The 24,398-nt window shown below is 65.6% G+C and carries 34 protein-coding genes; 6 read left to right on the top strand and 28 right to left on the bottom strand.

Annotation, left to right across the window (positions count from 1 at the left end; translation table 11 throughout):
* The first annotated feature begins 1 nt into the window (after window position 1).
* The gene (locus ACFVY3_RS02135; protein ID WP_400158598.1) at window positions 2-883 is read left to right on the top strand and encodes a type II secretion system F family protein; all 882 of its coding nucleotides are present in this window, start codon (window positions 2-4) and stop codon (window positions 881-883) included.
* 107 nt (window positions 884-990) lie between these two features.
* Window positions 991-1,440 (top strand): Hpt domain-containing protein, encoded by a 450-nt coding sequence (locus ACFVY3_RS02130; protein WP_400158597.1) that lies wholly within the window; start codon window positions 991-993, stop codon window positions 1,438-1,440.
* Here ACFVY3_RS02130 and ACFVY3_RS02125 read toward each other — a convergent pair.
* Window positions 1,437-2,180 carry a response regulator transcription factor gene (locus tag ACFVY3_RS02125; protein ID WP_400158596.1) on the bottom strand — a complete coding sequence of 248 codons (744 nt, stop codon included), beginning with the start codon at window positions 2,178-2,180 and terminating at the stop codon, window positions 1,437-1,439. The genes ACFVY3_RS02130 and ACFVY3_RS02125 overlap by 4 nt on opposite strands.
* A 259-nt stretch (window positions 2,181-2,439) precedes the next feature.
* Here ACFVY3_RS02125 and ACFVY3_RS02120 point away from each other — a divergent pair, with 259 nt between their 5' ends.
* Window positions 2,440-4,095, top strand: a complete 1,656-nt coding sequence (locus tag ACFVY3_RS02120) for a sensor histidine kinase (RefSeq protein ID WP_400158595.1) — start codon at window positions 2,440-2,442, stop codon at window positions 4,093-4,095.
* Window positions 4,096-4,139: 44 nt separating this feature from the next.
* On the opposite strand, the gene ACFVY3_RS02115 is transcribed toward ACFVY3_RS02120, so the two are convergent.
* From ACFVY3_RS02115 to ACFVY3_RS02080, 8 genes are all read right to left on the bottom strand, one after another.
* The gene (locus ACFVY3_RS02115) at window positions 4,140-5,030 is read right to left on the bottom strand and encodes a tRNA pseudouridine synthase A (protein ID WP_400158594.1); all 891 of its coding nucleotides are present in this window, start codon (window positions 5,028-5,030) and stop codon (window positions 4,140-4,142) included.
* A 32-nt stretch (window positions 5,031-5,062) separates the two neighbouring features.
* On the bottom strand, window positions 5,063-5,617 hold the full coding sequence (rplQ, locus tag ACFVY3_RS02110) for a 50S ribosomal protein L17 (protein ID WP_290255911.1): 555 nt from the start codon (window positions 5,615-5,617) through the stop codon (window positions 5,063-5,065).
* 75 nt (window positions 5,618-5,692) lie between these two features.
* Window positions 5,693-6,703, bottom strand: a complete 1,011-nt coding sequence (locus ACFVY3_RS02105) for a DNA-directed RNA polymerase subunit alpha (RefSeq protein WP_290255912.1) — start codon at window positions 6,701-6,703, stop codon at window positions 5,693-5,695.
* 125 nt (window positions 6,704-6,828) lie between these two features.
* Complete coding sequence (gene rpsK / locus ACFVY3_RS02100) at window positions 6,829-7,230, bottom strand: 30S ribosomal protein S11 (protein ID WP_066436904.1); 402 nt, start codon at window positions 7,228-7,230, stop codon at window positions 6,829-6,831.
* 101 nt (window positions 7,231-7,331) lie between these two features.
* Complete coding sequence (gene rpsM, locus ACFVY3_RS02095; RefSeq protein WP_011775569.1) at window positions 7,332-7,709, bottom strand: 30S ribosomal protein S13; 378 nt, start codon at window positions 7,707-7,709, stop codon at window positions 7,332-7,334.
* Between the two features lie 184 nt (window positions 7,710-7,893).
* A complete protein-coding gene (gene rpmJ / locus ACFVY3_RS02090) occupies window positions 7,894-8,007 on the bottom strand; it encodes a 50S ribosomal protein L36 (protein ID WP_009358722.1) in 114 nt (37 codons plus the stop codon).
* Window positions 8,008-8,075: 68 nt separating this feature from the next.
* The gene (infA, locus tag ACFVY3_RS02085; RefSeq protein ID WP_009358723.1) at window positions 8,076-8,297 is read right to left on the bottom strand and encodes a translation initiation factor IF-1; all 222 of its coding nucleotides are present in this window, start codon (window positions 8,295-8,297) and stop codon (window positions 8,076-8,078) included.
* A 181-nt stretch (window positions 8,298-8,478) separates the two neighbouring features.
* Entirely contained in the window at window positions 8,479-9,501 is a 1,023-nt protein-coding gene (locus tag ACFVY3_RS02080; RefSeq protein WP_400158593.1) for a P1 family peptidase, read from the bottom strand.
* A gap of 247 nt (window positions 9,502-9,748) precedes the next feature.
* Between ACFVY3_RS02080 and ACFVY3_RS02075 the strand changes: the two genes are divergently transcribed.
* The 3 genes from ACFVY3_RS02075 (at window position 9,749) to ACFVY3_RS02065 (ending at window position 13,061) form a co-directional block, all read left to right on the top strand.
* Window positions 9,749-10,699, top strand: a complete 951-nt coding sequence (locus ACFVY3_RS02075; protein ID WP_364133336.1) for a sugar ABC transporter permease — start codon at window positions 9,749-9,751, stop codon at window positions 10,697-10,699.
* Window positions 10,696-11,628: a carbohydrate ABC transporter permease gene (locus ACFVY3_RS02070; RefSeq protein ID WP_400158592.1), complete on the top strand. Its 933-nt coding sequence runs from the start codon at window positions 10,696-10,698 to the stop codon at window positions 11,626-11,628. The genes ACFVY3_RS02075 and ACFVY3_RS02070 overlap by 4 nt, the downstream gene beginning before the upstream one ends.
* Before the next feature lie 86 nt (window positions 11,629-11,714).
* Entirely contained in the window at window positions 11,715-13,061 is a 1,347-nt protein-coding gene (locus ACFVY3_RS02065; RefSeq protein WP_400158591.1) for an ABC transporter substrate-binding protein, read from the top strand.
* A gap of 110 nt (window positions 13,062-13,171) precedes the next feature.
* On the opposite strand, the gene map is transcribed toward ACFVY3_RS02065, so the two are convergent.
* From map to rplB, 19 genes are all read right to left on the bottom strand, one after another.
* Window positions 13,172-13,999 (bottom strand): type I methionyl aminopeptidase, encoded by an 828-nt coding sequence (gene map / locus ACFVY3_RS02060; protein ID WP_400158590.1) that lies wholly within the window; start codon window positions 13,997-13,999, stop codon window positions 13,172-13,174.
* A 106-nt stretch (window positions 14,000-14,105) separates the two neighbouring features.
* A complete protein-coding gene (locus tag ACFVY3_RS02055) occupies window positions 14,106-14,675 on the bottom strand; it encodes an adenylate kinase (protein ID WP_290255919.1) in 570 nt (189 codons plus the stop codon).
* A 5-nt stretch (window positions 14,676-14,680) separates the two neighbouring features.
* Window positions 14,681-15,991, bottom strand: a complete 1,311-nt coding sequence (secY, locus tag ACFVY3_RS02050) for a preprotein translocase subunit SecY (RefSeq protein ID WP_400158589.1) — start codon at window positions 15,989-15,991, stop codon at window positions 14,681-14,683.
* Between the two features lie 190 nt (window positions 15,992-16,181).
* Window positions 16,182-16,673 (bottom strand): 50S ribosomal protein L15, encoded by a 492-nt coding sequence (gene rplO / locus ACFVY3_RS02045; RefSeq protein WP_364133347.1) that lies wholly within the window; start codon window positions 16,671-16,673, stop codon window positions 16,182-16,184.
* A complete protein-coding gene (gene rpmD, locus ACFVY3_RS02040; protein ID WP_056626615.1) occupies window positions 16,674-16,880 on the bottom strand; it encodes a 50S ribosomal protein L30 in 207 nt (68 codons plus the stop codon). It lies immediately after the preceding gene.
* Window positions 16,881-16,883: 3 nt separating this feature from the next.
* Window positions 16,884-17,564: a 30S ribosomal protein S5 gene (rpsE, locus tag ACFVY3_RS02035; RefSeq protein WP_290255922.1), complete on the bottom strand. Its 681-nt coding sequence runs from the start codon at window positions 17,562-17,564 to the stop codon at window positions 16,884-16,886.
* A gap of 26 nt (window positions 17,565-17,590) precedes the next feature.
* Window positions 17,591-17,974, bottom strand: a complete 384-nt coding sequence (gene rplR / locus ACFVY3_RS02030) for a 50S ribosomal protein L18 (RefSeq protein ID WP_290255923.1) — start codon at window positions 17,972-17,974, stop codon at window positions 17,591-17,593.
* 2 nt (window positions 17,975-17,976) lie between these two features.
* Entirely contained in the window at window positions 17,977-18,513 is a 537-nt protein-coding gene (gene rplF / locus ACFVY3_RS02025) for a 50S ribosomal protein L6 (RefSeq protein ID WP_290255924.1), read from the bottom strand.
* A gap of 18 nt (window positions 18,514-18,531) precedes the next feature.
* Window positions 18,532-18,930, bottom strand: a complete 399-nt coding sequence (rpsH, locus tag ACFVY3_RS02020) for a 30S ribosomal protein S8 (protein WP_018769139.1) — start codon at window positions 18,928-18,930, stop codon at window positions 18,532-18,534.
* Between the two features lie 78 nt (window positions 18,931-19,008).
* Window positions 19,009-19,590 (bottom strand): 50S ribosomal protein L5, encoded by a 582-nt coding sequence (gene rplE / locus ACFVY3_RS02015; protein ID WP_290255925.1) that lies wholly within the window; start codon window positions 19,588-19,590, stop codon window positions 19,009-19,011.
* A complete protein-coding gene (gene rplX, locus ACFVY3_RS02010) occupies window positions 19,590-19,949 on the bottom strand; it encodes a 50S ribosomal protein L24 (protein WP_290255926.1) in 360 nt (119 codons plus the stop codon). The genes rplE and rplX overlap by 1 nt, the downstream gene beginning before the upstream one ends.
* 3 nt (window positions 19,950-19,952) lie before the next feature.
* Window positions 19,953-20,321, bottom strand: coding sequence for a 50S ribosomal protein L14 (gene rplN / locus ACFVY3_RS02005; protein ID WP_003803789.1), 369 nt, complete (start codon window positions 20,319-20,321; stop codon window positions 19,953-19,955).
* Window positions 20,322-20,953: 632 nt separating this feature from the next.
* Window positions 20,954-21,262 (bottom strand): 30S ribosomal protein S17, encoded by a 309-nt coding sequence (rpsQ, locus tag ACFVY3_RS02000; protein WP_056737811.1) that lies wholly within the window; start codon window positions 21,260-21,262, stop codon window positions 20,954-20,956.
* Window positions 21,259-21,588: a 50S ribosomal protein L29 gene (rpmC, locus tag ACFVY3_RS01995; protein ID WP_290255927.1), complete on the bottom strand. Its 330-nt coding sequence runs from the start codon at window positions 21,586-21,588 to the stop codon at window positions 21,259-21,261. The genes rpsQ and rpmC overlap by 4 nt, the downstream gene beginning before the upstream one ends.
* A 2-nt stretch (window positions 21,589-21,590) precedes the next feature.
* A complete protein-coding gene (rplP, locus tag ACFVY3_RS01990) occupies window positions 21,591-22,007 on the bottom strand; it encodes a 50S ribosomal protein L16 (RefSeq protein WP_056737809.1) in 417 nt (138 codons plus the stop codon).
* Window positions 22,008-22,835 carry a 30S ribosomal protein S3 gene (rpsC, locus tag ACFVY3_RS01985; RefSeq protein ID WP_290255928.1) on the bottom strand — a complete coding sequence of 276 codons (828 nt, stop codon included), beginning with the start codon at window positions 22,833-22,835 and terminating at the stop codon, window positions 22,008-22,010.
* Window positions 22,836-23,201 carry a 50S ribosomal protein L22 gene (gene rplV / locus ACFVY3_RS01980; protein WP_003803798.1) on the bottom strand — a complete coding sequence of 122 codons (366 nt, stop codon included), beginning with the start codon at window positions 23,199-23,201 and terminating at the stop codon, window positions 22,836-22,838.
* 38 nt (window positions 23,202-23,239) lie between these two features.
* A complete protein-coding gene (gene rpsS, locus ACFVY3_RS01975; protein WP_018773666.1) occupies window positions 23,240-23,521 on the bottom strand; it encodes a 30S ribosomal protein S19 in 282 nt (93 codons plus the stop codon).
* Between the two features lie 12 nt (window positions 23,522-23,533).
* Window positions 23,534-24,373, bottom strand: coding sequence for a 50S ribosomal protein L2 (gene rplB, locus ACFVY3_RS01970; RefSeq protein ID WP_290255929.1), 840 nt, complete (start codon window positions 24,371-24,373; stop codon window positions 23,534-23,536).
* Window positions 24,374-24,398 lie beyond the last annotated feature (25 nt).

Raw genomic sequence — 24,398 nt, 5'->3', positions numbered from 1 at the left:
CGTGAACCCCATCCTCCTCGCCGGGCTGCTGCTGATCTGCCTGCCGCTGTCCTACCTGTCCTGGTCCGTGCTCTCGGTGGACCGGAAATCCCAGCGCGCCATCCGCCAGATACTCGCCCTTGGCACCGCCCCCGCCGAGACCACCGAGACGCGCAAGCGTGACGTGCTGGAGCGGCTGGGCCGACGCCTCACTCCCCCGGCCTACGTCCGCAAACTCGACCACCTGCTGGCCCTCGCCGGCCGGCCGGCGTCGCTGCCCCTCGGCCGGGTGCTCGCCGCGAAGCCGCTGCTCGGCGCCGTCGGTGCCCTGCTGGGGCTGTGGTTCGCCAGCACCCCCGCGCCCATGCTCAAGCTCGTGGGACTCTTCGTGATACTGCTGGGCTACTTCATCCCAGATCTGCTGCTGTACAGCAAGGGCCAGGAGCGTCAGAAGGCCATGCAACTGGAGCTGCCCAACACGCTGGACCAGATGCTGATCTCCGTCGAGGCGGGCCTGGGCTTCGAGGGCGCCATGGCCCGTGCCGGCGAGAACGGCAAGGGACCCCTCGCGGAGGAATTGGTCCGCACCCTGCAGGACATGCAGGTGGGTCGCAGCCGCCGCGAGTCGTATCAGGCCCTCTCCGAGCGCACCAGCATCCCCGAACTCCGCAGCTTCGTCCAGGCCGTGGTGCAGGCGGACACCTATGGCATCGCCATCAGCCGCGTGCTCAGGATTCAGGCGAAGGTCATGCGCGTCAAGCGCCGGCAACGGGCCGAGGAGAAGGCCATGAAACTGCCCGTGACCATCCTGTTCCCGCTGCTGTTCTTCATCTTTCCGGTGCTTTTCATCGCCATCCTGGGCCCCGCGGTTATCAACGCGATCAACACCTTCAGCGGCCACTGACGCCGCGCGTGGCGGGCGCCTTCGGGCCCGACAAGGTTCCCCTCAGGGTTTGCGCAGGATCATCGGGCGCCCGGACGGCCGCCGGGTCAAGCGGGTACCGTAGTGCCATGTCTCTTTCAGCTGCCAGCCCCGAAAATCCGGTGTCGGGGGCCGCGACCACTGCCGTCACGTCCGACGACGGCGCGCGGCCGGGGCCCGCAGCGGCACCCCTGATGGACCCGGGGGCCCTCCAGGACCTGGGCGAACAGCTCAACAGTGCGACGGTCGCGCGGGGCTTTGCCCGCGACTACTCCCTGATGTGGGAGCAGCGCTACGCCTCCCTGGCTGATTCCCTGACGCGCCGGGACGCGACGGCGGCCCTCGACGCCGTGCTGAGCGTGAAAACCTCGTCCTCGATGGTCGGCGGCCTGCGCCTGGCCGCCCTGGCCACGGAGCTGGAAGGCCTGGTCCGGGAAGGCCTACTGGCGGAGGCCGAGGGCAGGCTCGGCGAGGTCGCCGCCCGGGGCCGGGAAACCGTCCAGGAACTGCAGTTCAGCTACATCCTGATGGAGTGCTAGGGCTGCGCAGGCGCGAGCCGGTAGCCCACACCCCGGACGGTCTGCAGCCAGCGGGGCTGTACGGCGTCCTCGCCCAGTTTCCGGCGCAGGTTGCCGATGTGGACCTCGACGGCGCGCTCGTCGGAGTCGCTGATGTAGGCGTCGGCCCGGTAGTACTCCCCCCGGACCACGCGGACCAGGTCCGTCTTGGACCGGACCGCGCCTGCGCCCTTGAGGAGCGCATGCAGGAGGTCGAATTCGCTGCGGGTCAGGGCCAGCGGCTCGCCGTCGACCGTCACGGAGCGCATGTCCGGGTTCAGCGACAGCCCGTTGTGGCGCAGCACGTTGTCCGGCGCCGGTGCAGGCGCCGCCACGGCTCCGCCGTTGTCCCGGCGTGGGCGGCGCATCATGGCCGCCACGCGGGCGCGGAGTTCGCGCGGCCGGAAGGGCTTGGTGAGGAAATCGTCCGCACCCGTGTGGAGTGCGGTCAGGGTGTCGAGTTCGTCGGTGCGGGCCGTGAGCATGACGACGTATGCGTCGCTGAACTGACGGATGCGGCGCAGGACCTCAAAGCCGTCAATGTCCGGCAGTCCCACGTCCAGGGTGACCACCTGGGCATCCTCGCGGCGGACGACGTCGACGCCTTCGCGGCCCTCGGATGCGGAATGCACCTCGAAGCCCGCCTGCCGCAGCACGGCCTCGACGAGGTTCCGCACATCGGCGTCGTCTTCTACGACCACGGCCACGCCCAGGTCTGTCATGCCACCCTCACATCCGCTGCAGTTCCGCTTCCACCGCCGCTACCGGCACGGGGCACCTCCGCCATGCGGGGCTCCGCCGCGCCAAAGACCCGCAGCACGTCCTGCCACCATACCCAGCCGGGGACAAAATCCCGGGCTCCGGCACATTTTTGTTCAGCAATCTTCGTATGTTTGATGTCAATTTATTTTGACACGACTGTAAACTCAAGCTTCGTGAGAGGAGCGTTGGCCTTTGGGTGAGTGGCGGCTGGTTCATGACGTGCGGGTACCCCGCCGCCCGACCGTCCTGCACACCCGCCTTCGCGTCCTGAGCTCCCAGCTTCCCCTCACCCTGCTGCTCACCGCCGGCCTCGCCGCGGCCCCGTCGGCTTGGGACCTGCACCTCTACAGCGGGTGGGGCCAGGCCGCCGTCGCCGCCCACGCCGCCCTCTTCCTTGCCTGCCTGGTGGTCCCCTGGGAGCGCCTCCCGGCCTTGGCAACGCTGTGGATTCCGGTGCTCGATCTGGCCGCCATTGGACTCAGCCGGGTCGCCGCGGCCGAGGAGTTGCCGGGCCTCGGGGTGCTGTCCGTCCTGCCCGTGGTCTGGCTCGCCTCCTCCCGGCTCTCCCCCGGCATCGCCGCCGCGCTGAGCTTCTTCGGCCCGCTGCTGGCCGGACTCCCGTGGTTCTTCGACGCCGGCCCCGACGACAGCCCGGGCCGGATCGCCACCGTCGCCCTGCTGTCCCTGACCACCCTGGCCGTGGCGGTGGCCATGGAGTTCGTCAAGGGACAGCTTGCCCGCCAGCAGCGCCGCGTGGACTCGAAGGAAGCCCAGCTTCAGGCGCTCCTGGCCGAGAGCCGGGAACGGGAACGGCTGCTGAACACCATCCTGGACACGGTGGACGTAGGGATCGTGGCCGTCGACGCGGAGGGGCGGCGCTTGCTCACCAACAGCTGGCAGAGCCGGCTCGAGTCGGGCGCCGCGCCGCACGGGGCCAGCACCGCCGTGCACCGCGGCTGGGAGGACCACCTGCTGCTCACCGGGCCGGACCAGCGGACCCCGCTCCAGCCCGAACGGCGGCCCATCCGGCGTGCCATGGCAGGGGAATCCTTCGCCGACCACCTGGTCTGCTTCGGCGGCGCCCCCGGCGGCCGGGTGGTCTCCACCGGCGCCCGGCCGCTACGCGACGACGACGGCGGCTTCGGCGGCGCCGTCGTGGTCTACAACGAGGTCACGGGGCTGGTAAATGCCCTGGCCGCCAAGGACGACGTCGTCGCTACCGTCTCGCACGAATTCCGGACGCCCCTGACCTCCATCATCGGCAACCTGGACCTTGTCCTCGGCGAGGAGCTGCCGCCGTCCGTGCTGCGCCGTATTGAGGTGGCCCAGCGCAACGCCGAGCGGCTGCTGGCCCTGGTCTCCGACCTGCTGGTTACCGCCAGCGCCGCCGTCCAGCTGCAGCCCCGTCGCACCGACCTCGCCGGGCTGGTGGAGGCCAGCATCGGCTCCGCCCAGGCCCACGCGCAGGCGGCCCGGGTGTCCCTGTCGATGGAGGCCCGGGAGCCGTTGTGGGCGAACGTCGATCCGCTGCGCATCAGCCAGGCCCTCGACAACCTGGTCTCCAACGCCATCAAGTACTCGCCCGACGGCGGATCCGTGACGGTCTCCGGCTGCGCTGCGGAGGGCCGCGTGGTCCTCCAGGTGCGGGATACCGGGATCGGCATGACCGCCGCCGATGCCGACAGGGTGTTCACCCGCTTCTTCCGCAGCCCGGCGGTGCGCGACGGTGCCATCCCCGGGGCCGGGCTGGGACTGTCCATCACCAAGGCGATCGTGGAGGGACACGGCGGGTCCATCACCTGCCGCACCCGCCCGGGCCACGGCAGCACCTTCACCGTCGAATTGCCGGCGGACGGGCCGCCGCGCTCCTTCTAGCCGCGGCTTGCCAACCGAAGATCGGGGACCGCCGGGGAAAGGCGCTACTCGCGCCGGGCGCGGGTCAGCTCCGCCCGGGCCAACAGCCCTTCCGCCGAGGGGTAGGCCACCTCTTCCAGCACCAGCGGGTGCGGCGGGGCCAGGACGGAGCGTGCGTCCCGCTGCCGGGCCAGCAGCCGTTCGTAGAGCCAGCCCGGGGGCTGCTGGCCGGCGCCGACGAACAGCGCCGAACCGATGAGGGCACGGACCTGGTTGTGGCAGAAGGCGTCCGCCTGAATGGTCGCGACGATGACGCCGTCGGCCCCGCGGGTGAACTCGAAGCGCTGCAGCTCGCGGATGGTGGTGGCACCCTCGCGCGGCCTGCAGTAGGAACGGAAGTCCTGCAGCCCCAGCAGCGGCGCGGCACCCTCGTTCAACAGTGCGGTGTCCAGGGCCGTCTTGTGCCAGAGCGTGGCGTGCCGGGTGACCGGGTCCCAGCGGGCCGGTCCGTCGGCGATGCGGTAGCTGTAGCGGCGCCAGAGCGCGCTGAACCGGGCGTCAAAGCCTTCCGGCGCCAGCGCCGCGCGGTGTACCTCGACGGCCCCGGCGAGGTCCCCCATGCCCCGGCGGAGGGCGCCGCGGAGCCGGCGCAGCAACGCGGCGGCCGGATCCAGTCCGGCGCCGCGGGGAAGCCCGGCCCATTCGGCGGCAGCCATGTCGAAGTGCACGACCTGGCCGCGGGCGTGCACACCGGCGTCGGTCCGTCCGGCCACGGTGACCCGGACCGGCCGGCGCAGCAACAGGGCCAGGGCCTCCTCCACGACGCCTTGGACGGTGCGCCGGCCGGGCTGGAGCGCCCAGCCGCTGAACGGCGCCCCGTCGTAGGAGAGGTCCAGCCGGATACGCAAAAACCCGCCGTCCCCGGTAAGGGGGACAGCGGGTTCGTGCTCGTTCATAGACCTAAGTCTATAAGAAGGCGGTCAGCGAATTACTTCGCTTCCTTCTCGGTCTCGGCGGGAGCTTCCTCGGCGGCCGGAGCCTCTTCGGTTGCTGCTGCCTCGGCCTCGGGGGCCTCTTCGGTCTCAGCGGCTTCGGTCTCGGCAACCGGAGCAGCCTCGTCCTTCTTGTCGGCGTCGCGCTTGGCGGCGGTGGTGGCCTCGGCAACCACGGCCTGCTTGGCGGAAACCGGCTCCAGGACCAGCTCGATGACAGCCATGGGGGCGTTGTCGCCCTTACGGTTGCCGATCTTGGTGATGCGGGTGTAGCCGCCGTCGCGGTTCTCCATCGCCTGCGCGATGTCGGTGAACAGCTCGTGGACGACGCCCTTGTTGCTGATCAGGCCCAGCACGCGACGGCGGGAAGCCAGGTCGCCGCGCTTGGCGAAGGTCACCAGACGCTCGGCGTACGGCTTCAGGCGCTTGGCCTTGGTCACCGTGGTGGTGATGCGCTTGTGCTCGAACAGTGCGGCAGAGAGGTTCGCGAGCATGAGGCGCTCGTGAGCCGGGCCGCCTCCGAGGCGCGGACCCTTAGTGGGGGTAGGCATAACTATTTCTCCTCATATGGAAGCCTGCGGACCGTGCACGCTGCGGTGCGTCCGGCCCGCCGGCCAAGATCTGTTTTAGAGCTCGTCGTCGCTGAACGCGGCGTCGTCCTCTTCGATGGCTGCGGCGCGGGCTGCAAGGTCGAAACCGGGAGGGGAGTCCTTGAGGGACAGACCCAGCTCAACAAGCTTTGCCTTGACCTCGTCGATGGACTTCGCACCGAAGTTACGGATGTCCATCAGGTCAGCCTCGGAGCGGGCAACGAGTTCACCCACGGTGTGGATGCCCTCACGCTTGAGGCAGTTGTAGGAACGGACGGTGAGGTCCAGATCCTCGATCGGCAGTGCCATGTCCGCTGCCAGGGCAGCGTCCGTCGGCGACGGGCCGATCTCGATACCTTCAGCTGCGGTGTTCAGCTCGCGGGCCAGACCGAACAGTTCCACCAGGGTGGTACCGGCCGAGGCAACGGCATCGCGCGGGGCGATGGCCGGCTTGGTCTCAACGTCGACAATCAGCTTGTCGAAGTCGGTGCGCTGCTCGACACGGGTAGCTTCCACGCGGAAGGTCACCTTCAGCACCGGCGAGTAGATCGAGTCGACCGGGATGCGGCCGATCTCGGAGTCGCCGGACTTGTTCTGAGCTGCCGACACGTAGCCACGGCCGCGCTCGATGGTCAGTTCGAGTTCGAACTTGCCCTTCGAGTTCAGCGTGGCGATGTGCAGATCCGGGTTGTGGAATTCGACGCCGGCCGGCGGAGCGATGTCCGCGGCGGTGACGACTCCCGGGCCCTGCTTGCGCAGGTAAGCGACAACCGGCTCATCGTGCTCGGAGGAAACCGACAGGTTCTTGATGTTCAGGATGATCTCGGTGACATCTTCCTTGACACCCGGAACCGTGGTGAACTCGTGCAGCACGCCATCGATCCGGATGCTCGTGACAGAGGCACCGGGGATGGAGGAGAGCAGGGTACGGCGGAGGGAGTTACCGAGGGTGTAGCCGAAGCCCGGTTCCAGCGGTTCGATGATGAAGCGGGAACGGTTTTCGGAGACGACCTCTTCGGAGAGGGTGGGGCGCTGTGCAATGAGCACTTAGGTTTCCTTTCGGCGAGCATCCGCTATATGACGCAACACAGGTGGTGGAAAGATCGGTCTAATGGCTTAACGCCGCGGCGCTTGCCCGGACCGGCGACGGTCCGGGCAAGCACGGCAGAGCATTAGACGCGGCGGCGCTTCGGCGGGCGGCAGCCGTTGTGGGCGCTGGGGGTGACGTCCTGGATGGAGCCAACCTCGAGGCCAGCGGCCTGCAGCGAACGGATGGCGGTCTCGCGTCCCGAGCCCGGTCCCTTGACGAAAACGTCAACCTTGCGCATGCCGTGCTCCTGGGCGCGCTTGGCAGCGGCCTCGGCGGCCATCTGAGCGGCGAACGGAGTGGACTTACGCGAGCCCTTGAATCCAACCTCACCGGACGAGGCCCAGGAGATGACAGCACCGGACGGGTCCGTGATGGACACGATGGTGTTGTTGAACGTGCTCTTGATGTGCGCCTGGCCCAGCGCGATATTCTTCTTGTCCTTCTTACGCGGCTTGCGAACCGCGCCACGAGTCTTCGGGGGCATTATTTCTCCTACAGAAAGTTATTTGGGGGAAGCGAACGCTGTCGGCCCACAAATGCCTGGTTCCCTGCAATCGCGAAGCGATCTCAGGGGGCACATGGGTTTTAGCGTCCGGCCTTCTTCTTGCCGGCGACGGTGCGCTTCGGGCCCTTGCGGGTACGAGCGTTGGTCTTCGTACGCTGACCGCGTACGGGCAGGCCCTTGCGGTGACGCAGGCCTTCGTAGCTGCCGATCTCGACCTTGCGGCGGATGTCGGCGGCTACCTCGCGGCGAAGGTCACCCTCAACCTTGTAGTTGCCTTCGATGTAGTCACGCAGCTGAACCAGTTCGGCGTCGGTCAGGTCCTTGACCCGAACGTCGGCGCTGATGCCGGTGGCAGCCAGGGTTTCGTGTGCACGGGTCTTGCCCACGCCGTAGATGTAAGTAAGCGCAATTTCCAGCCGCTTTTCGCGGGGAATGTCTACGCCAGCGAGACGAGCCATAGTGGCGGTACTCCTTGAATAAACCGGAGGTCGTAGGCAGTACACCCGCACGATGTGTGCGGCCCCAGCCTCCGACCGGGGGTTAGCTGTCCGGACTCGTTGGTGCTCAATGTCCCAGATCAGCTTGTGCTGCCTTTTATTTACTTGCGTGGGTTAGCAACCCGGGGTTCTCCGAAGGGGAGAATTAGCCCTGGCGCTGCTTGTGGCGCGGGTTCTCGCAGATCACCATGACCCGGCCATTACGGCGGATCACTTTGCACTTTTCGCAGATCTGCTTGACGCTCGGCTTGACCTTCATGGCGTTCCTTTGCGTGTTGCAGTGGTCAGCTGGCCCGGACCCTGGCTGATGCCACGGCCGTCCAGTGGTTATTTGTAGCGGTAGACGATACGACCACGTGTCAGGTCGTAAGGGCTCAGTTCCACCACTACGCGGTCCTCGGGGAGGATCCGAATGTAGTGCTGTCGCATCTTTCCAGAGATGTGTGCCAGAACGATGTGCTTGTTGGTGAGCTCAACGCGAAACATCGCGTTGGGCAGCGCCTCGGTCACAACGCCCTCGATCTCAATGACCCCGTCCTTCTTGGCCATACCCTCCGCTAACTGTTGTTGCCGCGGCACCCCGGTTTGCACCGGATGCGGCCGCGAACGTTTGTGATTTCTTGCTTGCCTCCCGGCTACCGCTCCCCAAAAGGGCACAGCAGGGCAGACAACCAACAGTCAACATTACGGCATCGAAGGCCGAATGTTAAATCCAGTCATGCTAGCGCACTCAGCGCCGGTATGCACGAAACCGGCCCGCCGGGGTGGTCTCGTCGACTGCGGCGTCGACCCCGTCCAGGATCGCCAGCCGCACGGCGTCGGCCGCCGCGCTCTGCAGCGTGATCAGGCTCAGCTGCCGCGCCGCGTCGGTGTCGCGGTCCAGCGCGAGGGCGCCCGTGGCGAGGCAGAAGACCGTGTCCCCGTCGGCCAGGGTGTGGCTTGGGTTCAAGGCCCGGGCCAGGCCTGCGTGCGCCGCCGAGGCCGTGCGCTTGCACTCGGCCTTGTCCAGGAGGGCGTTCGTGGCGACGACGACGAGGGTCGTGTTGAGGGGCGGCAGCTGCGGCGCTTGCGCGCCCTCCGGGCCGTGGCTGGCTTCCGCCGGCACGGGCGCAACCCTCTGCGTGCTCGCTCCTTCGTCGCTTAGACGCACGCTGCCGGGTTCCACCCGCGTCGGCGATGTGCCAAAAGGTAACCCCAGCGCGTTTACTACGGCTATGGCCCCTACGACGACGCCGTTGTCCAGGGTGATGGAGGCTGTGCCAACTCCCCCTTTGTAGGATCCCCGGCCGATCAGGGCTCCGGTGCCGGCGCCGGCGTTGCCGCGGTCGACGTCGTGCCCTTCCGGGCGGGAGGCGGCGTCCGCGGTAGCCGCGTAGCCCATGGCCGCGTCCGGTCGGGCGCCGAAGTCGCCGCCCCGGCCCAGGTCGAAGATCGCCGCGGCGGGCACAATCGGAACCACCCCGCCGGGGACGGCGAACCCCCTCCCCTGCTCCTCGCACCACCGCTGCGCACCGTGAGCGGCGGCGAGGCCGAACGCGCTGCCGCCGGTGAGGACGACGGCGTCGACCGTGGCCGTAAGGGTGGTGGGGTCCAGGGCGTCGGTCTCGTGGGTGCCGGGTCCGCCGCCGCGGACGTCGACCGAGCCGGTGGTCCCGGGCGGTGGCAGCACCACCGTCACCCCGCTCAGCCAGCCCCCGCCGCGGCGGCCGGCATGGCCCACCCTGATCCCCGGTACATCCGTGATCCCCGTCATGGCTCCATTGTGCGCCGGGCCGGGCGGAATTGGTGCCCGGTTCGCCAATCCGAGCATCCCTGACCACAGGCGAACGGTGTGGAATACTGCAACCAACAGAAGGTAAACGGGCAAGGAAGCCTGGCATAACAAAGCTCTGACGGGGCCTTGTGCGGGGTTCCACCCATCAAGTGTGTGATGAAGTGTATGTTGATCCCCCCGCCCGAACGCCTGCCAGTGGCAGGCCTGGATCCGTTAGAGACGCACCATGACAAGACAATTGACTGACAGGCCAGCGGCTACCGCCGCGGCCGTCGCACCGGCCCGGCGCAGGGGACGCTGGTCCGCCAGGACCCGCCGGGACTTCTTCGTATTTCTCGCGCTGGCACTGCCCAACCTGGCCCTGATCGCGGTGTTCACCTATCTGCCGCTGATCAACAACATCTACTACTCGACGCTGGACTGGACGCTTGGCTCCGCCTCGGCGACCGTCGTCGGCTTCGACAACTACATCAATTTCTTCACCAGCGCCGATGCACCCAACGTGCTCGGCACCACGGCGGTCTTCACGGTCGTCACCGTCGGCGGCTCGATGATCCTGGGGTTGCTGGTGGCCCTGGCCCTGAACGCCAAGGTCCGCGGCACCACCTTCGCCCGCTCCGCCGTCTTCGCCCCCTACGTCCTTAGCGGCGTCGGCGTCGGCCTGGTCTGGCTGTTCATCTTCGACCCGGGCTACGGCGTGCTCTCCTGGCTGCTGCGCGGCATCGGCCAGCAGAGCCCCCAGTGGATTAACGACCCGCAGCTCTCGCTGGTCATGGTCATCATCGTCTACATCTGGAAGAACCTCGGCTACTGCGCCGTGGTGTACCTCGCCGGGCTGCAGTCGCTGCCCAAGGACGTCATGGAGGCAGCGTCCCTCGACGGCGCCAACGGTTTCCGCCGCTTCGTCAGCATGTCCGTGCCGCTGCTCTCCCCGACCACCTTCTTCCTCCTGATCACCACGCTGCTCAGCTCCCTGCAGGCGTTCGACCTGATCCGGATCATGACCCCGCTGGGCAACGGCACCTCCACGCTGATCTACGAGGCCTACCTGCAGGCCTTCGGCGCCTACAACCGGGCCGGCTACTCCGCGTCCATCTCCGTGATCCTCTTCGCGATCCTGCTCATCATCACCGTGCTGCAGGTGCGGTTCGTCGAACGTAAGGTGCACTACTCATGAGCACGCTCTCCCCCGTCAGTCCCGATCCGGCGGCCGGGGCCGCCCCCGCGGCAGGCGCGAACCAGGACCTGCCGCCGCAACGGAACCGCCCGTTCTCCCGCGCCAACCTGGTCCAGACGATCGTCGGCGGCTACGTGCCGCTGATCCTGGCCACCCTGGTCGTCGTCGTCCCGCTGCTGTGGATGATGCTCAGCTCGCTCAAGACTCCCGGCGAGATCGTCACCACGGACCTGAAGATCCTGCCGCAGAGCTTCAACCTGGAGAACTACAAGGTGGCCATGACCACCGTGCCGTTCGGCCAGTTCTTCATCAACAGCCTGATCGTCACCACGGTCGGTTCCACGGTGAAGGTCATCCTGGCCATCCTCACGGCCTACGCCCTGGTGTTCGTCCGGTTCCCGCTCAAGAACGTCATCTTCATCGTGATCCTCGTGGCCCTCATGGTGCCGCCGCAGGTGTCCATCCTGCCGAACTACATCCTGATCGCCGGAATCGGCGGGAAGAACACCCTCTGGGGCATCATCCTCCCCGGCCTGGGCACCGCGTTCGGCACGTTCCTGCTGCGCCAGCACTTCCTGACCCTCCCCGGGTCCATCCTTGAGGCCGCGGAGATCGACGGCGCCGGCCACTGGCGCCGCCTCTGGCAGGTCGTCGCCCCGGTGTCCCTGCCCTCGATCGCCACCGTCGCCCTCGTCACCGTCGTCAGCGAGTGGAACGACTACATCTGGCCGCTGATCATCACCGACCGGCCCGAGACCATGACCCTGCCGGTGGGCCTGACCCTGCTGCAGACCTCCGAGGGCAACGGCGCGGGCTGGGGCATCCTGATGGCCGGCGCCATGCTGGTGATCGTCCCCATCCTGCTGGTCTTCGCCGCGCTGCAGCGGTACATCGTCGCCGGCCTCACCCAGGGCAGCGTCACCGGGTAGCCGTCCAGGCTCGCCCTCCGCCCACACCCGATTTTCCCCGTTCCACCACGCTTCAATCGAGTCAACCTTTCCCGAGAGGAACCATCATGGCCCCCAAACTCGACCGCCGTAACTTCCTTGGCCTCGCCGGCGCCAGCGCCGGTGCCGCGGCCCTGGCCGCCTGCGGCGGACCGTCCACCAGCGGCGGAGGCGCCACCACCGGCGCGTCCGACATCGACTTCACCGGCGTGAAGCCGGCCGGCTCCTTCGACTTCTGGACCAGCCACCCGGGCAAGTCCCAGGACGTCGAGAAGGCCATCATCGACAAGTTCCAGGCCAAGTACCCGGACATCAAGGTCAACCTGATCACCGCCGGCGCCAACTACGAGGAGATCGCCCAGAAGTTCCAGACCTCCCAGGCAGCCAAGTCCGCCCTGCCCGGCCTGGTGGTCCTCTCCGACGTCTGGTGGTTCCGTTACTACACCAACGGCAACATCATCCCGCTCGACGGCCTGATCAAGCAGCTGGACTTCAAGATGGACGACTTCCAGAAGTCGCTGGTCGATGACTACAAGTACAACGACAAGCAGTGGGCCCTCCCCTACGGCCGGTCCACCCCGCTGTTCTACTACAACAAGGACCACTTCAAGGCCGCGGGCCTGCCTGACCGGGCACCGAAGACCTGGCAGGAATTCGGCGAGTGGGCCCCCAAGCTGAAGGCCGCCTCGGGCGCCAGCTACTCCTACATGTACCCGGCGCTGGCCGGCTACGCCGGCTGGACGCTGCAGAACAACCTCTGGGGCTGGGGCGGCAGCTGGTCCAACGGCTGGGACCTCAACTGCGACTCCGCCGAGTCCGTGGCGGCCCTGCAGTGGGCCCAGGACTCCGTCTACAAGGACAAGTGGGCCGGCGTCTCGTCCAAGAACGCCGCCGACGACTTCGCCGCCGGCATCGCCTCGGCCACGATCTCCTCCACCGGCGACCTGCTGGGCGTCCTGCAGTCCGCCAAGTTCAACGTGGGCGTCGGCTTCCTGCCGGGCGGCCCGAAGAAGGACACCGGCGTCTGCCCCACCGGCGGCGCCGGCCTGGGCATCCCCAGCGGTGTCAGCAAGGAAGTCCAGATGGCCGCCGCGACGTTCCTGAAGTTCATGACGGAGCCGGAGAGCACGGCGGCCTTCTCCGCCGCCACCGGCTACATGCCGATCCGCAAGTCGGCGGACATGACCGCGGTGCTCGCCAAGACCCCGCAGATCAAGACCGCCATGGACCAGCTCGCCGTGACCCACGTCCAGGACAACGCCCGCGTGTTCCTGCCCGGCGCGGACCAGGAAATGGCCAAGGCCGCTGCCAAGATCCTCACCCAGCAGGGCGACGTCAAGGCCACCATGACGGACCTGAAGACCACCCTCGACGGGATCTACACCAAGGACGTCAAGCCGAAGCTGAAAAGCTAGCACCGGCCGGCGATACGCAAAAGCCCTGGTGCTGCGGGAGTCCCCGCAGCACCAGGGCTTTTCTGTGTCACCGGGGACGCAGCGCGCCAACGCCCCTGGGTGACCGGACGTTAGGGAATGGGAACGGGCACGACGCCGAGCGGGGCGAGCTTTGCGGCGCCGCCGTCGGGTGCGGAGAGGACCCAAATGCCCTTATCGTGCACGGCCACGGAGTGCTCCCACTGGCACGAGCGGGCGCCGTCGGTGGTGACGACGGTCCAGTCGTCCTCCAGCACTGCCGTGTCGATGCTGCCGCGCACCAGCATGGGCTCGATCGCCAGGCACAGTCCGGGACGGATCTTGGGCCCGCGGTGGCTGGTGCGGTAGTTCAGCACGTCCGGCGGCATGTGCATGGCCGAGCCGATGCCGTGGCCCACGTAATCCTCGAGGATGCCCAGCGGCTTGCCCGGGACTGAGGAGACGTAGTCGTCGACGGCGTTGCCAATGTCGCCGACGAACTTGCCCTTCGCCAGGGCCGCGATCCCCCGCCACATGGCTTCCTCGGTGACGTCGGAGAGGCGCTGGTCCTCGGGGTCGGCGGTACCGACGATCACGGTGCGGGCCGAGTCCGAGTGCCAGCCGTCAACGATCGCGCCGCCGTCGATCGAGATGATGTCGCCGTCGTTCAGCACCCGGTCGCCCGGGATGCCGTGCACGACTTCCTCATTGACCGAGGTGCAGATGGTGGCGGGGAAGCCGTGGTAGCCGAGGAAGTTCGACGTGGCCCCGGCGTCCTTGAGGACGCCGGCAAAGACGGCGTCGAGGTCCTTGGTGGTGACGCCGGGGACGGCCGCGGCGACGGCGGCGTCGAGCGCCCGGCTCAGCACCAGGCCGGCCTCGTGCATGGTCCGCATCTGGGCGTTGGTCTTGTATTCAATGCGCGTCTGGCCGAATGCCATACTCTGCGTCCTCTCGGTGGTGCCGCCGCCCCTGGCGGGATGGCGGACAAATGCCTGAGGCCCCTCCCGGCAGTGCGGGAGGAGCCTCAACGGTTTGCGGCGGGTCCTAGGCGGACTGTGCTGCTTTGATGGCCTGCATGACGCGGTCGGTGACCTCGTCGATGCCGCCGATGCCGTCCACGCGGGTCAGGATGCCGCGTTCGGCGTACTTGTTGACGACCGCCTCGGTCTGGCCGTGGTACAGGTCCAACCGGTGGCGGATGACGGCTTCGTTGTCGTCGCTGCGGCCGGTTTCCTTGGCGCGGCCCAGGAGCCGGGTGACGAGCTCCTCGTCGTCGGCAGTGAGCTGCAGGACGACGTCGAGCTTCTGGTCGTTGTCGGCCAGGATCCCGTCGAGGTAGTCCACCTGGGCGGTGGTGCGGGGGTAGCCGTCCAGCAGGAACCCTGCCTCGACGTCACCCTCGGAGAGACGGTCGCGGACCATCTTGTTGGTCACGCTGTCCGGGACGAAGTCGCCGGCGTCCATGTACTTCTTGGCTTCGAGCCCGAGCGGCGTCTCGCCCTTGACGTTGGCCCGGAAGATGTCGCCGGTGGAGATCGCAATGACGCCGAGGCGCTCCGAAATGCGTTCCGCCTGCGTTCCCTTGCCGGAGCCGGGAGGTCCGATAATCAACATTCTCGTCATCGCAAAAGCCCTTCGTAGTGACGCTGCTGTAGCTGCGCATCAATCTGCTTGACGGTCTCCAAGCCGACGCCCACCATGATCAGGATCGAGGTGCCACCGAACGGGAAGTTCTGGTTGGCGTTGATCAGGACCAGGGCGATGAGCGGGATCAGGGCAACGAAGCCCAGGTAGATCGCGCCGGGCAAGGTAATCCGGGAAAGCACGTACTGCAGGTAGTCCGAGGTCGGCTTGCCGGCACGGATGCCCGGAATGAAGCCGCCGTACTTCTTCATGTTGTCAGAAACTTCTTCAGGGTTGAAAGTGATCGCAACATAGAAGTACGTGAAGAACACAATCAGGGCGAAGTACAGGGCCATGTAGATCGGGTGGTCACCCTTGGTCAGGTTGTTGTTGATCCACTCAACCCAGGGGGCCATCTGCTCGCCCGGCTTGGGCGCGTTGAACTGAGCGATAAGGCCCGGCAGGTACAGCATCGACGAGGCGAAGATGACGGGCACGACGCCGGCCATGTTCACCTTGATCGGGATGTAGGTGCTGGTGCCGCCCACGGTGCGGCGGCCGATCATGCGCTTCGCGTACTGCACCGGGATGCGGCGCTGGGACTGCTCGACGAAGACCACCAGGGCCACGGTCAGCAGGCCGATCAGCAGCACCAGGAAGAACGTGCCGGGGCCCTGCGCCTTCCAGATGGCGCCGAGGGACGTCGGGAAGCCGGCGGCGATTGACGTGAAGATCAGCAGCGACATGCCGTTGCCCACGCCCTTTTCGGTCACGAGCTCACCCATCCACATGATCAGGCCGGTGCCGGCCGTCAGGGTGATGACGATCAGGATGGTGGTGATGATGCTTGAGTCCGGGATGATCGGCAGCTGGCAGTTCGGCAGCAGCTGGCCGGAGCGCGCCAGCGACACCAGCGTCGTGGCGTTCAGCAGGCCCAGGGCGATCGTCAGGTACCGGGTGTACTGGGTCAGCTTCGACTGGCCGGAGGCACCCTCTTCGTAGAGCTGCTGGAACCGCGGGATGACCACGCGGAGCAGCTGCACAATGATGCTGGAGGTGATGTAGGGCATGATCCCCAGGGCGAAGATGGAGACCTGGAGCAGTGCACCGCCGCTGAACAGGTTGACGAGCTGGTAGATCCCGCCCGAGGTCTGACCGTTCTGCAAGCATTGCTGGACATTCTGGTAGCTCACACCGGGCGAGGGGATGAAGGCACCCAAGCGGAAGATGGTGATGATTCCCAGCGTGAACAACAACTTGCGTCGCAGATCAGGCGTGCGAAAGGCCCGGCCAAATGCGCTAAGCAAGCGTCCTCCTGTGTAATAAGTAAAATCGTGTGAGATAGGTCAAACAAACCCAACAACCGAGTCTAGCGGTTGGAAGCTCCCTGCGAACAATCGACAGGGGGTCCGGGTGTGAAAAAACTCCCGGCACCCGGAGGCGTGAGCCCCAGGGTGCCGGGAGTTTTATGCAACGGGCATCAGCCCCGCCGCCTCCTTAGAGGGCGGTGGTGCTTCCGCCGGCTGCGGCAATTTTTTCCGCAGCGCTGGCCGAGAATGCGTGGGCGGTGACGTCAACCTTGACGGTGATGTCGCCGGTGCCTAGCACCTTGACGGGCTGGTTCTTGCGAACGGCGCCCTTTTCGACCAGGTTCTCCACGGTGACAGTGCCACCTTCCGGGAACAGCTCGTTGAGCTTGTCCAGGTTTACAACCTGGAACTCAACCCGGAACGGGTTCTTGAAGCCGCGCAGCTTCGGCAGGCGCATGTGCAGCGGCAGCTGGCCGCCGGCAAAGCCAGCCTTGACCTGGTAGCGGGCTGCAGTGCCCTTGGTGCCACGACCGGCGGTCTTACCCTTGGAGCCTTCACCACGACCAACGCGGGTCTTGGCGGTCTTGGCACCCGGGGCGGGACGCAGGTGGTGAACCTTCAGCGCGTTCTGCTTCTCAGCAGCGCCCTGTGCCTTCTCGGCGGTGTTCTTCTCGGCCATTTACTTCGCCTCCTCTACCTTTACCAGGTGCGGAACCGTGTTGAGCATGCCAACGGTCACGGCGTCGGCGGTGCGGACAACGGTGTGTCCGATCCGCTTCAGGCCGAGGGACCGAAGGGTGTCGCGCTGGTTCTGCTTGCCGCCAATGGCGGACTTGATCTGGGTGATCTCCAACTGAGCGTCGGACGGAATCAGGTTCTTCGCCATGACTCAGACACCTGCCTTCTGGTTCATGATCGCCTTCACCATTGCCGGCGTGGCGATCTCGTCGAGGGGCAGGCCGCGGCGTGCTGCCACTGCTGCCGGCTCTTCGAGGCGCTTCAGCGCGTCAACGGTCGCGTGAACGATGTTGATGGCGTTGGAGGAACCGAGCGACTTGGAGAGGATGTCGTGGATGCCCACGCACTCCAGGACCGCGCGGACCGGACCACCGGCGATAACACCGGTACCAGCCGACGCCGGGCGCAGCATGACGACGCCTGCGGCGGCCTCACCCTGAACGCGGTGCGGGATGGTGCTGCCGATGCGGGGAACGCGGAAGAAGGACTTCTTGGCCTCTTCAACGCCCTTCGCGATGGCGGCGGGAACTTCCTTGGCCTTGCCGTAGCCAACGCCGACCATACCGTTGCCGTCACCGACGACGACGAGGGCGGTGAAGCTGAAGCGCCGACCACCCTTGACGACCTTGGAAACACGGTTGATGGTTACGACGCGCTCTACGAACTGGCTCTTCTCCGCTTCGCGGCCGCCGTCGCGGCCACCACGGCCACCACGGTCGCCACGGCCCTGGCCGCGGTCGCCACGCTCGCCACGACGGGCACCGCCACGGCGGTCGTCGGTGGTAGCAGGCGCAGCGGTCTCGGTTGCCGGAGCAGCTACAGCTTCAGTCACCTGAGTGTCCTTTTCGTTATTTTCGGTCACAGTGCCAGCCCACCTTCACGTGCGCCGTCAGCGACGGCGGCGATCCGGCCGTGGTACTTGTTACCACCGCGGTCGAAGACGACAGCTTCGATGCCGGCAGCCTTGGCACGCTCGGCAACGAGCTCGCCGACGCGCTTGGCCTTGGCGGTCTTGTCGCCGTCGAACGCGCGCAGGTCGGCTTCCAGGGTGGAGGCGCTTGCCACGGTCAGGCCCTTGGTGTCATCGACAACCTGGACGAATACGTGGCGGGCCGAACGGTTGACGACCATGCGGGGACGTACAGCCGTACCGGAAATGCGCTTGCGGATACGAAGCTGGCGGCGGCTGCGCTGGGCAGACTTGCTCTTGTTCGTACGCTTCTTGTTAATTGCGATGGCCATGGTTACTTACCAGCCTTTCCGACCTTGCGGCGGATGACCTCGCCGGCGTAGCGGATACCCTTGCCCTTGTACGGGTCGGGCTTCCGCAGCTTGCGAATGTTGGCAGCAACTTCGCCGACCTGCTGCTTGGAGATACCTGAAACAGAGAGCTTCGTCGGGGTCTCAACTGCAAAGGTGATGCCGTTCGGAGCCGAGACGTTGACCGGGTGGCTGTAGCCCAGAGCGAACTCCAGGTCAGAACCCTTGGCCTGGACGCGGTAACCGGTACCGACAATCTCAAGCTTCTTCTCGTAGCCTGCGGTGACACCCTGGATCATGTTGGCGATCAGGGTGCGGGTCAGGCCGTGCAGCGAACGGGAGGCGCGCTCGTCGTTCGGGCGGCTGACGGTCAGGGTGCCATCTTCCAGGGCGACCTCGATCGGGCTGGGCACGGTGTGGCTCAGCTCTCCCTTGGAACCCTTGACGGAGACGACAGAGCCGTCAACCTTGACCTCAACGCCGGCAGGAACGGTGATGGGGAGACGTCCAATACGTGACATTATTCTCTTCCTTTCCCGTTACCAGACGTACGCGAGGACTTCGCCGCCCACGCCCTTCTTGCCGGCCTGCTTGTCAGTCAGGAGGCCGGAAGAGGTGGACAGGATTGCGATACCCAGGCCACCCAGCACGTGCGGCAGGTTGGTGGACTTCGCGTAAACGCGGAGACCCGGCTTGGAGATACGGCGAACACCGGCGATGGAACGCTCGCGGTTCGGACCGAACTTGAGCTCGAGGGTCAGCTTCTTGCCGACCTCCGCGTCTTCTTCCTTCCAGCCGGCGATGAAGCCTTCTGCCTTAAGGATGTCGGCGACGCGAGCCTTGAGCTTGCTGTAAGGCATAGACACGGAATCGTGGTATGCCGAGTTTGCGTTGCGCAGACGCGTAAGCATATCTGCGACAGGATCTGTCATAGTCATGGTGGGCTCTTGCCCTTCCTCATAACGGTTTCCGCTGCCGGCCTAGTGACTGGCGTGCGGACCTTTTATGTAGCTGGATTAGTCTTCGGTCTTGAACGGGAAGCCCAGCGCCTTGAGCAGCGCGCGGCCTTCGTCGTCGGTCTTGGCAGTGGTCACGACGGTGATGTCCATACCGCGAACGCGGTCGATGGAATCCTGGTCGATCTCGTGGAACATAACCTGCTCGGTCAGACCGAAGGTGTAGTTGCCGTTGCCATCAAACTGCTTGCCGCTGAGGCCCCGGAAGTCCCGGATACGCGGCAGAGCCAGCGTGACAAGGCGGTCCAGGAATTCCCACATGCGGTCGCCACGGAGGGTGGCGTGCGCACCAATCGGCATGCCTTCACGCAGCTTGAACTGTGCGATCGACTTGCGGGCCTTGGTGACCTGCGGCTTCTGGCCGGTGATCAGGGTCAGGTCGCGGACGGCGCCGTCGATCAGCTTGGAGTCCTTGGCGGCATCTCCAACACCCATGTTCACAACGACCTTCACCAGGCGGGGAACCTGGTTGACGTTGTCGTACTTGAATTCCTCAACGAGCGCGCTCTTGATGGAATCGGCGTACTTGGTCTTCAGACGAGGAACGATCTTGCTAGCCGGAGTCTCGAGAGTCTCAGTCATTAGATGTCCTTCCCTGAGCTCTTGGCCACGCGGACGCGCACTTCGCGCTTCACGCCATCGCGCTCAACGGTCTCGGTGCGGAAACCGACGCGCGTGGGCTTCTTGGTGGAGGGGTCAACCAGGGCCACGTTGGAGATGTGGATCGGGGCCTCAACGACCTCGATGCCACCGGTCTTGGTGCCGCGCTGCGACTGACCGACCTTGGTGTGCTTGGTGACGCGGTTGATGCCTTCGACCAGCACGCGGTTGGTCTCGGGGAACACGCGCAGGACCTTGCCCTGCTTGCCGCGGTCGCCGCCGCGCTCAGCCTTGGCGCCAGTGATGACCTGAACGAGGTCACCCTTCTTGATCTTAGCCATGGACTAGAGCACCTCCGGAGCCAGAGAAACGATCTTCATGAACTTCTTGTCGCGCAGTTCACGACCAACCGGTCCGAAGATACGGGTACCGCGGGGGTCACCGTCGTTCTTCAGGATCACAGCTGCGTTCTCGTCAAACTTGATGTAGGAACCATCCGCACGGCGGCGTTCCTTCTTGGTGCGGACGATGACAGCCTTGACGACATCGCCCTTCTTTACATTGCCGCCCGGGATTGCATCCTTGACGGTGGCGACGATGACGTCGCCGATGCCTGCGTAGCGACGACCGGATCCACCGAGAACGCGAATGGTAAGGATTTCCTTAGCACCCGTGTTGTCGGCGACCTTGAGTCGCGACTCCTGCTGAATCACTATTTACTCCTTGCGTCGCGCCGGTTCTCAGGCCGTGATCTTGCTACGGAATGAGCCTTGCGGAACGGTTGATCGGGGTGTCTCTTGACCTGCCTGGATTTTGCCAGACCAGGCCTAAACGCCCGTGCCAAAAGCAGTTGCATCCCGTGCGCCTTGGGGCGCGGGCATGCACTATGCCGTGGCACGATTGTTTACGAGGTTGACGATGGCACACGAAAGGCGCCATACAAACTCAATATCCTAGCACGATTCCGGCAGATCCCCATATCACAGCCGACGGCCTCCCCCAAGCATCCGGCGCGCTCTCCCCCGACGATCCCTCAGATCCGGGGCGCTCTCCCCCGACGCTCCCTCAGATCCGCCTCGGGGTCCTGCAGCAACGCACCGCAAAAGCGGGGGCGTCCCGCAGGAACGCACCAGAAGTGAGGGAGCGTCCCGCAGGAGCGCACCAGAAGTGCGGGAGCGTCCCACGGAAACGCGCCAGAAGTGAGGGAGCGTCCCACGGAAACGCGCCAGAAGTGAGGGAGCGTCCCACGGTGTTGCGGCCACTCCCCCGGGAACGGCAAAACCCCCGCTCCCAGACGGGAACGGGGGTTTCCTAGCCGGTTCCCCTGACGGGGAGGCAGCAGATGCTACTTGGCCTTTTCGAGGATCTCGACCAGGCGCCACCGCTTGGTAGCGGAGAGCGGGCGGGTCTCCGCGAGGAGAACCAGGTCGCCGATGCCGGCGCTGTTCTCTTCGTCGTGAGCCTTGATCTTGGTGTTGCGCCGCATGACCTTGCCGTAGAGCGCGTGCTTCACGCGGTCTTCGACCTGGACAACGATGGTCTTTTCCATCTTGTCCGAGACGACGTAGCCGCGCTTCGTCTTGCGGTAACCGCGCTCGTCAGCCTTGGCAGCGTCGGAAACAGTTTCCGTCACGTTCTCGTCCTTTTCACTCACTTGGCGTCCTCCTCGGTCTCAACCTCGTCGGCCTTGTCAGCCTTCTTGGTTGCAGCCTTCTTGGACTTCTTTTCTTCCTTGGCTTCCACAACCGGTGCGGCAACCTCGGCACGAATGCCCAGCTCGCGTTCGCGGAGAACGGTGTAGATGCGTGCGATGTCCTTCTTTACCGCGCGCAGACGACCGTGGTTCTCCAGCTGTCCGGTGGCGGACTGGAAACGCAGGTTGAACAGCTCTTCCTTCGCCTTGCGGAGTTCCTCAACGAGACGCTCGTTGTCGAAACCGTCCAGCTGCTTGGGTGCGAGTTCCTTCGACCCTACTGCCATTTCTATTCACCACCTTCGCGACGCACAATGCGTGCCTTCAACGGCAGCTTGTGGATTGCCAGGCGCAGGGCCTCGCGAGCTACCTCTTCATTGACACCGGAGAGTTCGAAGAGAACCCGGCCCGGCTTGACGTTGGAGACCCACCATTCCGGCGAACCCTTACCGGAACCCATGCGGGTTTCGGCCGGCTTCTTGGTCAGCGGACGGTCCGGGTAGATGTTGATCCAGACCTTGCCGCCACGCTTGATGTGGCGGGTCATCGCGATACGGGCGGATTCGATCTGGCGGTTGGTGACGTATGCCGGGCTCAGAGCCTGGATACCCCACTCACCGAACGAAACCTCGGTGCCACCCGTGGCAGCGCCGGAACGACCCGGGTGGTGCTGCTTACGGTGCTTGACTCGACGTGGGATAAGCATTTAAGCCTGTCCTCCTTCTGCAGCGGCCGGAGCCGCCTCTGCCGGAGCCTCGGCAGCAGGAGCTGCGTCGGCGGCCGGACGGTCGTTACGACGACGGCGGTCACCACGGTCGGCGCCACCGGGACGGCCCGGACGGTCGCCAGCGCGGCCGCGGGACGGGGCAGCAGCAGCCTGCTGGGCCAGTTCCTTGGCGGTGACGTCACCCTTGTAGATCCAGACCTTCACGCCGATGCGGCCGAAGGTGGTCTTGGCCTCGTAGAAGCCGTAGTCGATGTTCGCGCGGAGGGTGTGCAGGGGCACACGGCCTTCGCGGTAGAACTCCGAGCGGGACATTTCAGCGCCACCCAGTCGACCCGAGCAAGCGATACGGATGCCCTTGGCACCGGCACGCTGCGCGGACTGCATGGCCTTCTTCATCGCGCGGCGGAAAGCCACGCGGGAAGTCAGCTGCTCTGCAACGCCCTGGGCAACAAGCTGGGCTTCCATCTCGGGGTTCTTGACCTCGAGGATGTTCAGCTGGACCTGCTTGCCGGTCAGCTTTTCGAGCTCGCCGCGGATGCGGTCTGCTTCGGCGCCGCGGCGGCCGATCACGATGCCCGGACGAGCCGTGTGGATATCCACGCGGACACGGTCGCGGGTGCGCTCGATCTCAACCTTGGCAATACCGGCGCGCTCCATGCCCGTGGACATGAGCTGGCGGATGCGGATGTCTTCGCGAACGAAGTCCTTGTACCGCTGGCCGGACTTGGTGCTGTCGGCGAACCAGTGCGATACGTGATCGGTGGTGATGCCGAGTCGGAACCCGTGCGGGTTTACTTTCTGTCCCACTTAGCGAGCCTCCTCTTTCTCCGGGGTAGCGACTACCACGGTGATGTGGCTCGTGCGCTTCTTGATCTGAAATGCACGACCCTGGGCGCGCGGCTGGAACCGCTTCATGGTCGGGCCTTCATCAACAAACGCTTCGCTGATGATGAGGTCACCTTCGTCAAACGCCACGCCGTCGCGGTCCGCGAGGACCCGGGCGTTGGAGATTGCCGACTGAACTACCTTGAATACCGGCTCAGAAGCTGCCTGCGGGGCAAACTTCAGAATTGCCAGAGCCTCGTTCGCTTGCTTCCCACGAACAAGGTTGACGACGCGCCGGGCCTTCATAGGCGTTACGCGGATGTGACGCGCAATTGCCTTGGCTTCCATTGCTTTCCTTCTCTCGTCTTTGACGTAAGTGCAGGCGCCTAGCGGCGCTTGCCCTTACGGTCGTCCTTGACATGGCCGCGGAAAGTCCGCGTGGGAGCGAATTCGCCGAGCTTGTGCCCGACCATCGACTCAGTGACAAACACCGGGATGTGCTTGCGTCCGTCGTGCACGGCGATCGTGTGGCCGAGCATGTCGGGGACGATCATCGAACGGCGGGACCAGGTCTTGATGACGTTCTTGGTGCCCTTTTCGTTTTCCCTGGCTACCTTCACAAAGAGGTGCTGGTCAACGAAAGGACCTTTTTTCAGGCTGCGTGGCATGTGTCCAGGCTCCTATCGCTTGTTCTTGCCAGTACGACGGCGACGAACAATAAGCTTGTCGCTCTCTTTGTTGGGACGGCGGGTGCGGCCTTCGCGCTTACCGTTGGGGTTGACGGGGTTACGACCACCGGAGGTCTTACCCTCACCACCACCGTGCGGGTGGTCAACCGGGTTCATGGCGACACCACGGACGGTCGGGCGGACGCCCTTCCAGCGCATACGGCCGGCCTTGCCCCAGTTGATGTTCGACTGCTCGGCGTTGCCGACCTCGCCGACGGTGGCGCGGCAGCGCACGTCAACGTTGCGGATTTCGCCGGAGGGCAGACGCAGCTGGGCGTAACGGCCTTCCTTGGCGACGAGCTGGATCGATGCGCCGGCGGAGCGGCCCATCTTGGCGCCGCCACCCGGACGCAGTTCAACTGCGTGGATCACGGTACCGACCGGGATGTTGCGCAGCGGCAGGTTGTTGCCGGGCTTGATGTCAGCGTCGGCACCTGCTTCCACGGTGTCACCCTGGGCCAGCTTGTTCGGGGCGATGATGTAACGCTTGGTGCCATCAACGTAGTGCAGGAGGGCGATGCGAGCCGTGCGGTTCGGATCGTACTCGATTTCGGCAACGCGGGCGTTGACGCCGTCCTTGTCGTGGCGACGGAAGTCGATCAGACGGTACTGACGCTTGTGTCCACCACCCTTGTGACGGGTCGTGATCTTACCGGTGTTGTTACGTCCACCCTTTTTCGGGAGGGGACGAACCAACGACTTTTCCGGCGTCGACCGCGTGATTTCGGTGAAGTCCGCTACGCTCGAGCCACGACGGCCCGGGGTAGTCGGCTTGTATTTACGGATTCCCATAATTTATTTCCTCGTTAAAGTGGTC

The sequence above is a fragment of the Arthrobacter sp. BPSS-3 genome, from assembly GCF_044628475.1.
GTDB lineage: Bacteria > Actinomycetota > Actinomycetes > Actinomycetales > Micrococcaceae > Arthrobacter.
This window is presented reverse-complemented; position numbering and strand designations above follow the sequence as displayed.

Excerpts from the sequence above, each read along its gene's own strand:
- rpsK (WP_066436904.1), bottom strand. The coding sequence starts at position 7,230 with ATGCCCCCGAAGACTCGTGGCGCGGTTCGCAAGCCGCGTAAGAAGGAC.
- ACFVY3_RS02055 (WP_290255919.1), bottom strand. The coding sequence starts at position 14,675 with ATGTTGATTATCGGACCTCCCGGCTCCGGCAAGGGAACGCAGGCGGAA.
- rpmD (WP_056626615.1), bottom strand. The coding sequence starts at position 16,880 with ATGGCGAAGAACCTGATTCCGTCCGACGCTCAGTTGGAGATCACCCAG.
- ACFVY3_RS02125 (WP_400158596.1), bottom strand. The coding sequence starts at position 2,180 with ATGACAGACCTGGGCGTGGCCGTGGTCGTAGAAGACGACGCCGATGTG.
- ACFVY3_RS02130 (WP_400158597.1), top strand. The coding sequence starts at position 991 with ATGTCTCTTTCAGCTGCCAGCCCCGAAAATCCGGTGTCGGGGGCCGCG.
- rplV (WP_003803798.1), bottom strand. The coding sequence starts at position 23,201 with ATGGAAGCCAAGGCAATTGCGCGTCACATCCGCGTAACGCCTATGAAG.
- rplE (WP_290255925.1), bottom strand. The coding sequence starts at position 19,590 with ATGACTGAGACTCTCGAGACTCCGGCTAGCAAGATCGTTCCTCGTCTG.
- ACFVY3_RS02080 (WP_400158593.1), bottom strand. The coding sequence starts at position 9,501 with ATGACGGGGATCACGGATGTACCGGGGATCAGGGTGGGCCATGCCGGC.
- rplR (WP_290255923.1), bottom strand. The coding sequence starts at position 17,974 with ATGGCCATCGCAATTAACAAGAAGCGTACGAACAAGAGCAAGTCTGCC.
- ACFVY3_RS02070 (WP_400158592.1), top strand. The coding sequence starts at position 10,696 with ATGAGCACGCTCTCCCCCGTCAGTCCCGATCCGGCGGCCGGGGCCGCC.
- ACFVY3_RS02115 (WP_400158594.1), bottom strand. The coding sequence starts at position 5,030 with ATGAACGAGCACGAACCCGCTGTCCCCCTTACCGGGGACGGCGGGTTT.
- rplF (WP_290255924.1), bottom strand. The coding sequence starts at position 18,513 with ATGTCACGTATTGGACGTCTCCCCATCACCGTTCCTGCCGGCGTTGAG.
- rplB (WP_290255929.1), bottom strand. The coding sequence starts at position 24,373 with ATGGGAATCCGTAAATACAAGCCGACTACCCCGGGCCGTCGTGGCTCG.
- rplP (WP_056737809.1), bottom strand. The coding sequence starts at position 22,007 with ATGCTTATCCCACGTCGAGTCAAGCACCGTAAGCAGCACCACCCGGGT.
- rpsH (WP_018769139.1), bottom strand. The coding sequence starts at position 18,930 with ATGACTATGACAGATCCTGTCGCAGATATGCTTACGCGTCTGCGCAAC.
- ACFVY3_RS02065 (WP_400158591.1), top strand. The coding sequence starts at position 11,715 with ATGGCCCCCAAACTCGACCGCCGTAACTTCCTTGGCCTCGCCGGCGCC.
- rpsS (WP_018773666.1), bottom strand. The coding sequence starts at position 23,521 with ATGCCACGCAGCCTGAAAAAAGGTCCTTTCGTTGACCAGCACCTCTTT.
- rplO (WP_364133347.1), bottom strand. The coding sequence starts at position 16,673 with ATGGCCGAGAAGAACACCGCCGAGAAGGCACAGGGCGCTGCTGAGAAG.
- infA (WP_009358723.1), bottom strand. The coding sequence starts at position 8,297 with ATGGCCAAGAAGGACGGGGTCATTGAGATCGAGGGCGTTGTGACCGAG.
- rpsM (WP_011775569.1), bottom strand. The coding sequence starts at position 7,709 with ATGGCTCGTCTCGCTGGCGTAGACATTCCCCGCGAAAAGCGGCTGGAA.
- rpmJ (WP_009358722.1), bottom strand. The coding sequence starts at position 8,007 with ATGAAGGTCAAGCCGAGCGTCAAGCAGATCTGCGAAAAGTGCAAAGTG.
- rplX (WP_290255926.1), bottom strand. The coding sequence starts at position 19,949 with ATGGCTAAGATCAAGAAGGGTGACCTCGTTCAGGTCATCACTGGCGCC.
- rplQ (WP_290255911.1), bottom strand. The coding sequence starts at position 5,617 with ATGCCTACCCCCACTAAGGGTCCGCGCCTCGGAGGCGGCCCGGCTCAC.
- map (WP_400158590.1), bottom strand. The coding sequence starts at position 13,999 with ATGGCATTCGGCCAGACGCGCATTGAATACAAGACCAACGCCCAGATG.
- ACFVY3_RS02075 (WP_364133336.1), top strand. The coding sequence starts at position 9,749 with ATGACAAGACAATTGACTGACAGGCCAGCGGCTACCGCCGCGGCCGTC.
- rpmC (WP_290255927.1), bottom strand. The coding sequence starts at position 21,588 with ATGGCAGTAGGGTCGAAGGAACTCGCACCCAAGCAGCTGGACGGTTTC.